Below are 13,075 nucleotides of genomic sequence, written 5' to 3'. Positions count from 1 at the left end.
ATCAGGTGTGGGACTTGAAACTCAAGTAGCGGATATGCGCTGTGGCCTTCAGTCAGTTTTGCATAGTCACCACCGCTGCCAAAGCGCTGAGTGACCGCCGCTTATGGCTGTACGGATTTCAGAGGTCGCAGTTGCATAAGTGTTAACCCTTTAACGGCCCTAAATTTGGGATTTTCCTTGCGCTAGGTTAAAGACGTGGCAGGCTGCGCACTTGTTAGCGCATGGCATAGAGTCCAAAATCGCCGTTTGATTTGACTCTGGGTTTCCGGTCATGCGGGTGCATGGGTCGAAGCCGAGAATTCCCGTTGGGAAGGGGAGCAATGGCCAAACTTCGCGTAGTTGCTGGTGCGCAACTCGATGCTGCCAATGGTGATTTGCGATCACAAGTGCATTTTTGCGCCGAGACGGGCCAGATATGGCTGCATGAACATCGGATGCTGCTCATCCATGCGCAGGCGCAGGCGCTGCTGCGCAAGGAGCTTATTGATACGCTGGGCATGGATCGGGCGCAGGGGTTGCTCACCCGCATGGGTTACGAGTCGGGTGTGCGTGATGCCGAGCTGGCGCGCGTTCGCGCAGAAAGCATGGGAGACCTGGATGCCTTCATGACCGGCCCGCAACTCCACACGCTGGAAGGTATCGTCAAGGTGACGCAAATCCGGTTGGAACTGGACCGGACAGCGGGGCGGTTTTATGGCGAGTTTTTGTGGGAAAACTCATGGGAGGGGCAGTGGCACCGTCACTTTTTTGGTATTCATACCGAGCCCGTATGTTGGACCCAGATTGGCTATGCCTGTGGCTACACATCGGCTTTTATGGGGCGCCCCATACTCTACAAGGAGGTGGAATGCGCGGGGATGGGCGACGACCATTGCCGCATCATCGGCAAACCGCTTGAAGAATGGGATGACGCCAGTGACTATGCGCATTGCGTCAACCGGGAGTCGATTGCAGAACAATTGATCTACCTGCAGACGCAGGTCGTTCAGCTCAAAACAAGCATGGGTGAAAACGAGGGCTTGCCAGCCGACATGGTGGGCAACTCGCCGGCGTTCCGTGCCGCCTACGAACTACTGCGGCAAGCGGCTGGCAGCCAGATTACAGTGCTGCTGCTGGGTGAGACCGGTGTTGGCAAAGAGGTGTTTGCGCGCACACTGCATGAACGTGGCACGCGCAGCAAGGCCTCATTTGTCGCCATCAACTGTGCGGCCATTCCTGCGGACCTGGTTGAGTCCGAATTGTTTGGCGTGGAGAAGGGCGCTTACACCGGTGCACTCGTCTCGCGTGCAGGGCGCTTTGAGCGTGCCAATGGCGGAACCCTGTTTCTGGATGAAATCGGTGATTTGCCGCTGGCGGCGCAAGCCAAGCTGCTTCGGGTGCTGCAGGAGGGCGAGGTGGAACGCTTGGGTGACCAGACCGTGCGCAAAGTGAATGTGCGTTTGCTGGTCGCCACCAACGTGGACCTGCGGCTGTTGGTCAAAGAGGGCAAGTTCCGCTCCGACCTGTATTACCGGCTCAATGCCTACCAGATCAACATTCCGCCGCTGCGTGAACGCAAGGAAGACATTTCGCCACTGTCCAAGCGGTTTTTGGAAAAATACTGCGCCATCCATGGCAAGCGACTCAAGGGGTTTACCGACAAGGCCAAACGTGCGCTGCTGACCTACGCCTGGCCGGGCAATATCCGGGAACTGCAGAACATGGTCGAGCGCGGCGTGATTCTGGCACCCGGTGGTACCCGAATTGAAGTGCACCACATGTTTTCGGGTTTTGATGAGCGCCAGGCACTGGAGTTGGGGCTGGATGTGCATGGGGATATCCACGCGCCACTCACGCAGAGCAGCAAAGCCCTGTGTGATGCGGTACTGAACGGGATGATGACGCTCGATCAGGTAGAAGCCATGCTGCTGGAGATGGCTGTGGACAAATCGCACGGAAACCTGTCTTCAGCGGCGCGTATGCTGGGCGTTACAAGACCGCAACTGGCGTATCGCCTGCGGCGCTTGCAAGAAGTGTCGCCCGGGCTGCATGATTCCGCCGCGCCCTCGCCAGCACTACCCACGCCATGACGCTCACAGCCAGGGTGCAGCAGTATTTGCAGGCGCACCATGTCGCCACACTGGCCACCCATGGCACGGAGGGCTTATGGGCCGCCGCAGTTTTTTATGTGCATGACGGCTGGAACTTGTATTTTTTGTCAGCCCCCACCAGTCGGCATTGCGTCAACCTGGCAAATAGTGCCCAGGTTGCCATCACCATTCAGGCCGACTACGCGGACTGGCCCGGCATCAAGGGTGTGCAGATGGATGGGGTTGTTGACGAGATCCATGGCGACGCACTGGCGCGTGCCCGCGACCTTTATGGACAGAAGTTTCCGGTGGTGGGAAAAATTGCGCTGGCACCCGCAGCAATCGTCAAGGCGCTGGCGAAGGTGCGCTGGTATCGGGTGACGCCGAGGCGTCTGTTTTACATTGACAATGCTTTGGGTTTTGGTCACCGAGAGGAAGTTGACTTGCAGGCCGGTGCCACTAATCCAACGCACTGAAGAAATTCCCGCTTTGCCCCGTCGAGCACCAGGCAGGTGAGTACGCCACTGGCATAGGCACCGGTATCAATCCCAATCCGGTTATGCCGCACCTCTGGCTGCGCCGATATGCTGTGACCGTGGACCACGATGGCGCCATGCTCAACCTCAGACTCCAGAAAGCGCTTGCGAATCCACATCTGGTCTTGATCATTCTGGTCAGCCAGCACCACGCCAGGGCGTACGCCCGCATGCACAAAGTGGTAATCCCCCTCACGGTGGCTGATCGACAGCGCCTGCAAGAAAGCCAGATGGGGTGGTGGTAGAGCCTGGGCGAAGCGATCCCGCAAGGATAGTAGCGACGCGTCATCCCGTGCCGCTGGGTCTGTGGCGATGACACCATAGTCGACCAGTGCATCCATACCGTCATAGTCAAACCAATGCCTGCCAGCTTCCATATCGCCTTGCAAAAAGCGACAGGCCAAGTCTTCATGATTACCCTTGAGGGTGATGATTTCGACCAAGCTCGGCGTTGACGGACGCCAAGCCATCACCTGGTTAAGTACCGCGACCGAGTCACGTCCTCGGCTGAGGTAGTCACCGAGAAAAATGACAACATGCCGCGAACGCGATCGATGGTTGATGTCCTGCTCAATGCCCTGCAATAGAGGCTTGAGCAGCTCGCTGCAACCATGGATATCACCAATGGCATAAATGACCGTATCGTCGGGCGTGCTGCGCGTCACGCGCGGCCCTTCTACAACCAGCGGACACGGTAGCCACTGCAGTTGGGGCATTGCTTACGTGCTGCTGTGGCGGCCGCGATCTTGGCCGGTCCAGCGTGCAAAGAGCTGGTGTTCAATCCCGAACTGATCAAGCGCCTTGCCCAGACTTTGGTGCACGATGTCCATCACGGTCTGCGGCTTGTGATAGAAGGCCGGCATGGGCGGCAGGATGATGCCGCCATAGTCAGCCACGCGCGACATCAGTTCCAGATGACCCTTGTGCAACGGCGTTTCCCGCACCATCAGCACCAGTGGGCGGCGCTCCTTGAGCGTGACATCGGCCGCACGGATTACCAGGTTGTACGTGAAAGAATTGGCAATGGCAGACAGGGTTTTGATGGTGCAGGGCGTCACAATCATGCCGCGGGTGCGAAATGATCCGCTGGCCACCGCCGCACCCACATCCTTGTTGCTGTAGACCACACTGGCCAGCGCTTTGACATCTTCGATGGAGTAGTCGGTCTCGATTGACAGGTTCATGCCTGCCGCTTCACTCAGGATCAAATGCGTTTCCTGCCCCAGTTCGCGCAAGATGCGCAGCAACTCCACGCCGTAGATGACGCCAGTGGCGCCTGTGATCGCCACTACCAGTGGCAGCTTGCTGTTGTGCTGATTCATGTTCTTGTCATTGTGTTGGTATCAGGGCGTGATCTTGCCACCGGCTCAGACAGTGTGCGGCCAGCTGGAAAATTTCGTTGGCACTGATGATGCCAACCAAAGTATGCCCGCTTAAAACCGGAAACTGGGCAACGCCCAGTTCACGGCCACGCCGAAGACACTCTTCCATAGTGTCTTCTTCGCACACCGTGGCGGGGTTGCGCACCATTACGTCCCGCACACGCAGACGGTTGACGAAGAAGTTGAATTCATCCGGGTCCTGTTTGCGAAGCACAAAATGCCCCATGCGCAGCATGTTGGCACGCGTCACCAGCCCCCGCAGGTGGCCCTGGTCGACCACCGGCAACACATGCAGGTTGTGTTCGCTCAGCAGGCGCTTGGCGTCCGACGCCAGTGTGTCGCTGGTAATGGTAAGCGGGTTAACCTGCATCCAGTTTCGCACCATCATGATTCGGTTCTCGGTTGGTTCATGGGGAAATGCTGTCAGGCAATCTGTGCCGTAGCCGTTAGTTGCGTCCGCAATGCCTTTTTATCCACTTTGCCGGAGTCGCCAACAGTGGGCATTACGTCGATGCATTCAAGCCGTTCGGGCCACTTGAACTTGGCAACCTTTTTGGAGGACAGGAAGTCTTTGAGCGCTTCCAGGGCGAGTGATTGACCCTGACGCAATACGACAAATGCACAGGCACGTTCGCCATACTCCGCGTCGGGCATGGCAACCACCGCAACCGCTGCCACGCTTGGGTGTTCATTCATCAGGCCCTCTACTTCGGCTGGGTAAATGTTTTGCCCACCCCGGATGATGACGTCTTTTTGTCGGCCCAAGATCCATAGACAGCCCTGGTCGAACTTGACCACGTCTTCAGTGGTGCACCAACCATCTGCGTCAAAAACCTCTGCAGTCATGACCGGATCTCGGTAGTAGCCAGCCGGCGAATGCGGGCCGCGAAACCACAGAACGCCAGGCTCGTTGGGCGGCACGATTTGGCCATCTTCGCCCAGCAATCGGACCTCGTTCCCGGGCAACATCTGGCCCACCGTGAGGCGGCGCAATTCACCGGGATCGCTCACCCGGCAACCGCTGACTGAGCCCTTGTCCTGGGTGCCCAGGTCCGAGGTGATGACGGCACCAAAACGCGCCTCTGCCTCCCGTGCCAGTTGTGGCGACAAATAGCCGCCGGCAGAGCGGATGAAACGCAGCGACGACAAGTCGTAGGCCTCGACGTTTTTCTCCAGCATGCGCACCAGATGCGTCGGCACCACGCCAATGGCGGTGACCTTCTCGCGCTCCATCATCTGCAGCGCCAGCTCGGGGTTGAAGTCCTCCAGCATCACGGTCTTGGCGCCGCACAGGGGAGCGGCAAAGTAGGTCAAGGTACCCGCCGCGCCCCCGGCATGCGGTGCGATGGCCATGGTGACATCATCCTTGGTCAGGGCCCACAAGTCGATGCGACCCTTGGACGTGCATACACGCGGTGCCAGCGGCCACTCCACCAGCTTGGGCAAACCGGTGGTGCCCGAGGTGGTGGTTAACAGGGCCACATCCAGGAAAGGATCGAAGCGCCGCTTATTCAGTGTTGCGCGGTCGATGCGCCCCAAATAGTGGTGTGCGGTACGCGTCAGGGACTTCGTGCCGTCCGGCGCGTTATCCGGCACCACATCGTCAAACAAGTAGAGGCGACGCAGCGATGGAAAGCGGACCATCAGATCACGGTACATGGCCAGGTAGTCGAAACCGCGAAACACCGCTGGAATCACCGCAACCTCGGCCTGCGTTTTCTCCAGAATGTCCTCCAGCTCGTTCTGGCGCAGCGTGGCGAACGCGGTCATCGAGATCAGGCCCGCCCGCTCCGCAGCGGCGCGCGCCAGAAACCCATAGACGCTGTTGGGCGCCTGGATCACGATGCGCGCGCTCTTGGGGATGCCCGCCTCGACCCAGCCGGTGGCAATGGCATCCACCAGGTCGCGCGCCTCGCGCCAAGTTACGCGGTGTTGAGAATCAACCAGCGCCTCCTGGTCAGGCAACTCACGCGCATTGCGGTCGTAGGAATCGTAGAAGGTTTTGTTGGTCCAGTAGCCTGCGCGGACGAACTCGTCCACCATGGCCTGGGTGTAGCGCAGCACTTTCATGATGGGTTCGCCTTTTGCTATGGCTACTTGCCGCCCTTGGCTTTGCCCTTGACTTCGGGCCGTGTCAGGCGGTTGATCATGCCTGCCACCGGACTGGTGCCGGCAAAGCCGTACTCGTTCCAGCGGTCCGACACCTTTTGCAGCACGGTGCGGTCCATGAAGATCTCATTCGGCTTGTCTGCCCACTCGTAGGGTGTGCAGGCATCCAGGATGATGCGGCTGGTGATGTCGCGCGCGTCAATTGGCAGACCCGGGTCCAGCGGAGTCGAGCGACCCCGATCAATAATCTGCGCCGAACGCTTTGGATCAAAGCGCGTAGACAGCGCCCACCAAATGCGGTCCCAGTCATCAGCCTCGATGTCATGATCCACCACGATCACGCCCTTGAGTCCATAGTGGCCCGTGGTGGTGGCGATCACCGCATTGCCTACATGATTCGAGTGACCGGGGTACATCTGCTTGACCGACACCACCGCCCAGAAGCGTCCGCAGGCTTCCGGCGGAATGTAGACGCTCTGGATGCCTGGCACTTTCATGGTTTCCAGGTCATGCCACAGCGTTGCCGTGCGGTTGAGCGACTGGATCATGTGAATGTCGTTGATCGGCTTGCCCACCGTGGTGGACCACATGATGGGTTTGTTGCGATGCAGGATGCGTGCGATGCGCAGTACCGGTTTGGGATAGTCCTTGCCCTTGTTGCCCGAGTAGTAGCCGGTGTACTCGCCAAACGGACCTTCGTCCATCAGCTCATTGGGGTCGATCCAGCCCTCGGCAATGATTTCGGCGTTGGCTGGCAGCGTCAGGCCAGTCAGGTCTGACTTGAAAACGGGCACAGGCCGGCCGCGCAGCGAACCCGCCACGTCGTATTCATCGACCTGTGAACTGACCAGCGTGGAGGCGGCCAGAAACAGCACCGGGTCGCAGCCCACCACGGCGGCGGCGGGCATCAGCTCGCCACGCTCCTGGTACTTCTTCATGTGCATGTCGCCATGCTTGCCCTTGATGATCTGCGAGCCCAGCAGGTTTTTGCCCAGCACCTGTGAGCGGTAGGTGCCCAGGTTGGTCCAGCCGGTATCGGGGTCTTGTGTGACCAGGTAACCCGAGGTCACAAAGAAGCGCCCGCCGTCATCCGGATAAAACCAGGGTGAAGGAAATTTCTCGATATCTACATCATCGCCGGTGATGACGTTTTCCATCACGGGTGGGTTGTCCACGAAAACCGGTTTGACCATTTGTTTGGTGGTCAGCTCCATCCACTTCTTGGAGAGCTGGCTCATCGACAGCGAGGGGTCTTGCTCCAGTGCGATGGCCAGCCGCTGCGAGGTAGTGAAGGCGCTGGTGAACACCGGGATGTCGTAGCCCTTGACGTTCTCATACAGCAGGCCAGGACCCTTTTGTTCTTCGTTAACTTTGGAGACGTGGCAGAGTTCGAACTTCCAATCCACCTCGGTCTTGACACGGTGCAATTGCCCATTGGCTTCGAGCGCGGCAATAAAACCGCGCAAATCGTCAATGGGGGCTACGTCTTTCGGCTTACTCATGGTTTCTCCTGTTGAAAAATTAAAAAATATGAAAAATCGGGGTGATCGGGTAGGGAGTGATTCAACTCACGCGTCGTCCTGCCAGCATGCCGCTCAAGATGTAGTCCATGGCTGAGCCCACTGCGGCCTTGGCCTGATCGGTCGGCTTCTTGCTCCAAACCGTTTCGGGACGTGCTTGCAATATGAAAATGTTGCCGCCTGCGGGCACGTCCTTGTCGATGGCCCACTCAATGTCCATTGGGCAGCCGTAGTGTTTTTCGATTTGTTTGCCCATCCAGGCCAGTTCGGTGATTTCGTCGTCAAGCAGCGATTGCACCTTCTGCCGCTCGAACGGCACCTCCACCAGTTGAGAGGTCTGTGTCTTGGTGTCCACGGTGTAGCAAATCAACTTCTCAGAGACCGTGCGGTCAATGATGTCGAGCGTGATTTTGTTGACCACAAAATTGTCTGGCGTGACCTCGCCCGAAACTACCGACTCGCCAAAACCGAAGTTGGAATCGATCACGATCACCGAGCGGTCCCCGTTGCCAGGGTGCACCGTGAACATCACGCCTGCGGTGTACGAGTTGGCCATCTTCTGCACGCCTACGCTGATGGCCAATAGCTCATCCGCAAACCCCTGGTTGGCGCGGTAGGCGATGGCGCGCGCCGTGTACAAACTGGAGATGCAGCGGCGCATGTGGTGCAGCACCTCATCGACACCACGCACCCAGAGATAGGTGTCTTGCTGGCCGGCAAAGCTGGCACCCGGCAGGTCTTCCGCCGTTGCACTGGAGCGTACTGCTACCGGAGCGGCCGGCATGCAGCAGCGCAGCGATAGCTTGCGGTAGCACTCGGCCACCTGGTCTTCTATCTCGACGGAAAAGGGATGTGCTTCGATTTGTGCGCGTATTTGGGCACTGATACCCTCCAGCGCTTCCAGATCATTGCAATCCGCCCCACGCAGCAGCGCAGCCACCGACTCGGCTACGCCCGACTCGGCCATAAACTGTCGATAGCCCGCAGTGGTCAACGCAAAGCCGGGTGGCACCCGCACCCCGGCATGGATCAGTTCACCCAATGAGGCGCATTTGCCGCCCACTATTGGTAGCGAGGACCTGTCGCAGTCCTCCAGCCAGCACACCAGCGGTGCAACCGATGCCGCAGCGCCAGCCAGCGCTGCGGTAGACACGGGGAGTACAGCCGAACGCATGTGTGGCATTCAGCGGCGGATGGTGATCACGCCGGTGGAGCCATCCACCCGGATCATCATGCCGCTGCGAATCACTTTGGTGCCGAGCCCGGTGCCCACGACGGCAGGCAGCCCGTACTCGCGACAAACGATGGCCGCGTGGCTCATGACGCCGCCCACATCGGTCACACAGGCCTTGATCTTGGCAAAAGACGGCGCCCATGATGGCGAGGTGGTGGGCGCCACCAGGATCTCGCCTTCCTGCAGTTGACCGACTTCGGCCACCGTTTTGCAGACCCGGGCTATGCCCTCGACGATGCCGGGGCTGCCAGCGAAGCCTTTGAGTTCAGTGATGGTGTCGGGGTCCTTCACCTCCTGCACGCTGGCCCAGTCTGCCAACGACTTGTTGGTGACTCCCCACAGCACGATAGTGAAGGGCTCCTGGATGACTTCAGGGGCGATGCCGATGGCTGGTGGCGGGCTCCATTCCTTGAATTTCTGCATCACGCCCTTGCGCCATTCGATCTCGGGCGGCCAGGTATGCGTGCCGCGCGGCGTCACGCCCGTAGCCCAGGCGGTAACGATGTCCCACAAGGCCGACTTGATTTCGTCGCGGCGCAGCAGCCACACGTCTTCCACGTCCTTGATGACGCCGTGCTCCTGCATGATGGCGCCGACTTCGCGCATCTTGTTCCAGAACACCGAATGGAACCAATGCTCGACGTAGAACAGGTGGTTCTCGACGTAAGGGAACACGGTCTTGGCGCAACCCAGCAACTCGTCGAACTGTTTGCGGTCGGCTTCATTCACGATCAAGTCGCGGTACTCGGCGGTGATACGGTCGCGCTCTGCGCAGACCTTCTCCCTGGGGCGCTCAATGTTGACGCCCTGCTTGAGCTTGCCGATGTAAGTGGCGATGCCCGACAGTGGCACGTTCATCTGGTCGTTCCAGGAGCGGTCATGGTGGAACCAACCCGTGCCGGTCGAGACATTGAACCAAGGCTCACGCGACAGATTCAGCGATGTCAGCCACTCGACGCCTTTGGGCTGCGCTTTGAGCGCGGCTTCGACCACCGTCCACTCCGTGCTGGATGTGACCAGTGCCTCGACGCCCAGTTCAATCGCCTTGCGCGCCAGGCCTTTGAGTTCTTCATCGGGGCGGTACATGATGACGTCGATACCCGAGATCATCTGCGTTACGCGTTGGGCCGGAATGCTGGGGAACTGCTTTTGCACAAAGTCCAGAAAGAACACGTAGGCGGCGTAGCCCAGGTTCAGAAATTCGAAGTGGTACTGCCAGCACTTGATGCCCAGGTTGATCAGATCGTCGTAGTTCTTCAGCAGGTGGTAGCCCTTGGATTCACCCAGCGCCTCTGTCACCACTGAAATGTCTTCCATGTCGGCCAGCTTGGGGATCTGGATCGCTTCCAACTCGCGAATGGTGGCCTCCATCTTCACTTTCCATTTGGCCTCCAGCGCATCCCAGTTTTTGTAATAGTGGCCCGCGCGCTCCATGAAGTGGGGTACCCGGCTGCCAATTTCGGCGGGGTCCTTCACCGGAACCGGCGAGATATAGACGAAACCATTGATCATCCGATGGTCCACACCCCGCACCGGTGGCACCATGAAGACGCGGTTGTTGAACTGCGACAGGGCGAGATACCAGGCTTCGTCCCAGATCGTGTCAAACGGGTACAGCGGCTCCGGGTAGTGCAGCCCGTCGTAGAACCAGAAAGTTTCCTTTTCATACTGATTGCGTACCGGGTCGTCAGTGACGAACTGGTATTGGTACGGATACATGCGCTCCCAACCTTCGGTGCCGGGGATGGTCTGTGCCTTGACGTCGTGCGGAACGGGAAATTTCATGGGGTCTCCTGTGCTTGTTGGTCTATGTCACTCGCATACGACCAAAACACCTTTGTGTGGCGGCCGACGGGCAACCTATACGCATAGGGCGTGCCAGCTTTGCTTGCGGCGTTGGCGCTAGTGGGTTTCTCCAGGCCCCCGTACTGACTGTTTCAGAGGGGAATCAATGTCCAGCGGAGATGGGGGATGTGCCAGATCGGGCTGTGCGCAGTGGCGAAAAGTCCGTTGCTGTGTTGAACAACGGTTGATCAATCAGGCACTTATGAGTGGCTGAGACTACCGACTTTTACCAATTGGATAATCGGGTAAACCCGCCTCTTGGGGTGTTGAGCCTGATCGTGTGTGTTGCACACCGCGAGGCGAGGATCGAAGCACTAACCGGGGTGGCCAGGAGGCCAATCATCAAGCTGTGTTAACGAGAAACCCACGTAAGAATTCAAGCAACCCATCATGGGCCTTCAGGCGCACAGCAATTTCCAGCGCCCGCTGCACATCCCGCTTGGTGCCAATATCGCTTTGCACCTGCAGCGCCTGTTGGTACCAGTGGTGGCTACGCCGCTTGGGCAGCAGGGGGGCCAGGGCCTCGATGCCATAGCGCAACCGTTTGGCCAGAATACGGGTGCGGTGTTCGGCAGCAGGATCACTGGTGTTGCGCTGGCTGGCCTTGAATTGCTCCCGCAGGTGCGCAATGCGTTTGTGTGCCCAGCGGCGTGGCGTCGCTTTCCGTTCATGACTTTCCGTCTTGGTGAATGGGGCTGATGGACCGCCCTCCAGCCAAGCGGTCAGGGCCAGCAGGGTGGCGCCGGTCACTGGGCTGCTCAGGGCCGTACGCACAACCCGGCGCTGCTGGTCTACTGCCTGGGTCAACGCCTCCTGCATGGCGTGCCAATGGGCTTGGCGGTTGGGGTCATCGCCAGTATAGGCATGGGCCAGCATGGGCAGGGTTTCCAGATGGGCCACATCCAGGTCTCGCAGGGCACTCAGGCCCAGCAGCAGGGGACGCAGAAGTTGCCAATCCGGTATGGACTTGACCCACTCGCTCTTTTTGAACAGGGACAGACCGCTACGAAAGCGCCGCCATGCCACGCGGGTTTGGTGCACCACCTCCGGGTCGTCGGATTGCGTGAGTGTTGCCAGGTTGGCGCAGAACTGGTCCAGCATTTCACGTAGCACTTGCACAGCTGCAAGCGGCATTTTGGTTCGGGGGTGCAGCACCGGGGGACGTGCGTTCTGGGGTTGCAGTAGTGTGTTGCGGGCCAATGCATAACCCCGCTCAGCCTTGCTGATGCCCAGTGGCAATACGGCCAACGTGCGGCTAATTTCAGCGGCAACGCTAAATAGGGTGGAGGCGTCGCCCTGGAGCAGTTCCAGTTCCAGTTCGCAAATGGGTGCGTTGTGGCCATCTGCCAAGATGTGGCCTATGTCTAGCGCCACTTCGACGGTACTACCGTCGCGTCGGCGCACGGTCCAGCGCGTACGCTGAAAGGCCGTAATAAAGCAGGGTTGTAGTTTTGTAAACAGTGTGCCGGCCGGGTCAAGTTCGTTCCACGGAGTGCCTTCGAGCATGGTCTGGCTGAGCGTGGCATCGGGGATGGATTCTTCCCATTCGCCACGGCGGCTCAGGGCCGACTGGCTGTTGCCACCGATTTTGAGGGTTTGCAGCCACTGGGGACATTTGGCGCTGCCGACGCGCCGCACGCGAAGAGCGATGCGTTGGCGGTTCAAGTCCTCCTGCGGGGTATCAAAATAGGTGTTGTGCAACGCTTGCCGGCTGGCCTTGCGGCGCGCCAACAGGGGTAGCCGGGCGAGGGATTGCTCCAGGCGGTTGGAATCGGTCGTGTGCAGTGCCAGTTTGAGCTCAACTTCCACGGTCCGCTTGGGGCTGGTGCCAAAGGATTTCATAGGCTGCACAGCTTACACCGCTCATCTGACAGTCTGAACGTTTAGGCATTGCAGTTGCAGCGGCGGCAGATCCAATCGCTATTAAAAATATAGCGCATCACGTATATTGCTAGAGGGCTAGCACGTAATTTCCTTTAAACGTGGCGAGCCCATGGCCCCAGCGAGAGTTGTTCCAGGGCTTCCAAGGTGCGCGAGAAGTCACGCGAACCCAGCATGGAACGCTCGATCAGGCCCAACTGCACAGCGCGGGCGTACTGGGCGCGGACGATGTCGAAGGGCAGACCCAGCAGATTCATCGTGATTTTGATGGTGTCGGCCATGGATTGGGTCAAAACGGGCGGCATAGCACCGAATGCAAAAGCCGACAACTTTGAAGTTGCGGCGAAGGGAAGCACGGAGGGGCGCATAGCGAAACCTCATGAAAGCGATAGTTCTCAAAATATAAGGGTTAACCCTCAATAGATCAAGACGTGAATTGTATGTGTTGCAAATACCGCCAATGAGTTCCCCGTCACGTAAATGTCATTAATTTGACGTC

11 protein-coding genes are annotated in these 13,075 nt (G+C 58.8%); 2 read left to right on the top strand and 9 right to left on the bottom strand.

Annotated elements, in window-relative coordinates:
- Positions 1 to 320: 320 nt before the first annotated feature.
- A complete protein-coding gene (locus IPI80_RS06550) occupies positions 321 to 2,069 on the top strand; it encodes a sigma 54-interacting transcriptional regulator (RefSeq protein ID WP_413858347.1) in 1,749 nt (582 codons plus the stop codon).
- Positions 2,066 to 2,545, top strand: a complete 480-nt coding sequence (locus IPI80_RS06545; RefSeq protein WP_413858345.1) for a pyridoxamine 5'-phosphate oxidase family protein — start codon at positions 2,066 to 2,068, stop codon at positions 2,543 to 2,545. The genes IPI80_RS06550 and IPI80_RS06545 overlap by 4 nt, the downstream gene beginning before the upstream one ends.
- Here IPI80_RS06545 and IPI80_RS06540 read toward each other — a convergent pair.
- The 9 genes from IPI80_RS06540 to IPI80_RS06500 all read right to left on the bottom strand — a co-directional run bounded on the left by IPI80_RS06540 (position 2,494) and on the right by IPI80_RS06500 (position 12,857).
- Entirely contained in the window at positions 2,494 to 3,321 is an 828-nt protein-coding gene (locus IPI80_RS06540; RefSeq protein ID WP_413858343.1) for a metallophosphoesterase, read from the bottom strand. The genes IPI80_RS06545 and IPI80_RS06540 overlap by 52 nt on opposite strands.
- Positions 3,322 to 3,324: 3 nt before the next feature.
- A complete protein-coding gene (locus IPI80_RS06535) occupies positions 3,325 to 3,927 on the bottom strand; it encodes a UbiX family flavin prenyltransferase (RefSeq protein ID WP_413858341.1) in 603 nt (200 codons plus the stop codon).
- Between the two features lie 7 nt (positions 3,928 to 3,934).
- Complete coding sequence (locus tag IPI80_RS06530) at positions 3,935 to 4,375, bottom strand: CBS domain-containing protein (protein ID WP_413858340.1); 441 nt, start codon at positions 4,373 to 4,375, stop codon at positions 3,935 to 3,937.
- Between the two features lie 35 nt (positions 4,376 to 4,410).
- The gene (locus tag IPI80_RS06525) at positions 4,411 to 6,057 is read right to left on the bottom strand and encodes an AMP-binding protein (RefSeq protein WP_413858338.1); all 1,647 of its coding nucleotides are present in this window, start codon (positions 6,055 to 6,057) and stop codon (positions 4,411 to 4,413) included.
- Between the two features lie 23 nt (positions 6,058 to 6,080).
- Positions 6,081 to 7,598, bottom strand: coding sequence for a phenylphosphate carboxylase subunit beta (gene ppcB / locus IPI80_RS06520; RefSeq protein ID WP_413858336.1), 1,518 nt, complete (start codon positions 7,596 to 7,598; stop codon positions 6,081 to 6,083).
- A gap of 61 nt (positions 7,599 to 7,659) precedes the next feature.
- On the bottom strand, positions 7,660 to 8,769 hold the full coding sequence (locus tag IPI80_RS06515) for a PEP/pyruvate-binding domain-containing protein (protein WP_413858334.1): 1,110 nt from the start codon (positions 8,767 to 8,769) through the stop codon (positions 7,660 to 7,662).
- A gap of 30 nt (positions 8,770 to 8,799) precedes the next feature.
- Positions 8,800 to 10,635 (bottom strand): PEP-utilizing enzyme, encoded by a 1,836-nt coding sequence (locus tag IPI80_RS06510; protein WP_413858332.1) that lies wholly within the window; start codon positions 10,633 to 10,635, stop codon positions 8,800 to 8,802.
- Positions 10,636 to 11,037: 402 nt separating this feature from the next.
- Positions 11,038 to 12,537 (bottom strand): CHAD domain-containing protein, encoded by a 1,500-nt coding sequence (locus IPI80_RS06505; RefSeq protein WP_413858330.1) that lies wholly within the window; start codon positions 12,535 to 12,537, stop codon positions 11,038 to 11,040.
- 134 nt (positions 12,538 to 12,671) lie between these two features.
- Complete coding sequence (locus tag IPI80_RS06500; protein WP_413858328.1) at positions 12,672 to 12,857, bottom strand: hypothetical protein; 186 nt, start codon at positions 12,855 to 12,857, stop codon at positions 12,672 to 12,674.
- Positions 12,858 to 13,075: the final 218 nt, after the last annotated feature.

This window comes from Candidatus Aalborgicola defluviihabitans, assembly GCF_016705985.1.
GTDB classification, from domain to species: domain Bacteria; phylum Pseudomonadota; class Gammaproteobacteria; order Burkholderiales; family Burkholderiaceae_C; genus Allorhodoferax; species Allorhodoferax defluviihabitans.
Note: the sequence above shows the minus strand (reverse complement) of the source record. Positions and strands in the feature narration are given on the sequence as shown.

Bases quoted from the DNA above. Each gene is read 5' to 3' on its own strand.
- IPI80_RS06550 (WP_413858347.1), top strand. From the start codon at position 321: ATGGCCAAACTTCGCGTAGTTGCTGGTGCGCAACTCGATGCTGCCAAT.
- IPI80_RS06545 (WP_413858345.1), top strand. From the start codon at position 2,066: ATGACGCTCACAGCCAGGGTGCAGCAGTATTTGCAGGCGCACCATGTC.
- IPI80_RS06540 (WP_413858343.1), bottom strand. From the start codon at position 3,321: ATGCCCCAACTGCAGTGGCTACCGTGTCCGCTGGTTGTAGAAGGGCCG.
- IPI80_RS06535 (WP_413858341.1), bottom strand. From the start codon at position 3,927: ATGAATCAGCACAACAGCAAGCTGCCACTGGTAGTGGCGATCACAGGC.
- IPI80_RS06530 (WP_413858340.1), bottom strand. From the start codon at position 4,375: ATGATGGTGCGAAACTGGATGCAGGTTAACCCGCTTACCATTACCAGC.
- IPI80_RS06525 (WP_413858338.1), bottom strand. From the start codon at position 6,057: ATGAAAGTGCTGCGCTACACCCAGGCCATGGTGGACGAGTTCGTCCGC.
- ppcB (WP_413858336.1), bottom strand. From the start codon at position 7,598: ATGAGTAAGCCGAAAGACGTAGCCCCCATTGACGATTTGCGCGGTTTT.
- IPI80_RS06510 (WP_413858332.1), bottom strand. From the start codon at position 10,635: ATGAAATTTCCCGTTCCGCACGACGTCAAGGCACAGACCATCCCCGGC.
- IPI80_RS06505 (WP_413858330.1), bottom strand. From the start codon at position 12,537: ATGAAATCCTTTGGCACCAGCCCCAAGCGGACCGTGGAAGTTGAGCTC.
- IPI80_RS06500 (WP_413858328.1), bottom strand. From the start codon at position 12,857: ATGGCCGACACCATCAAAATCACGATGAATCTGCTGGGTCTGCCCTTC.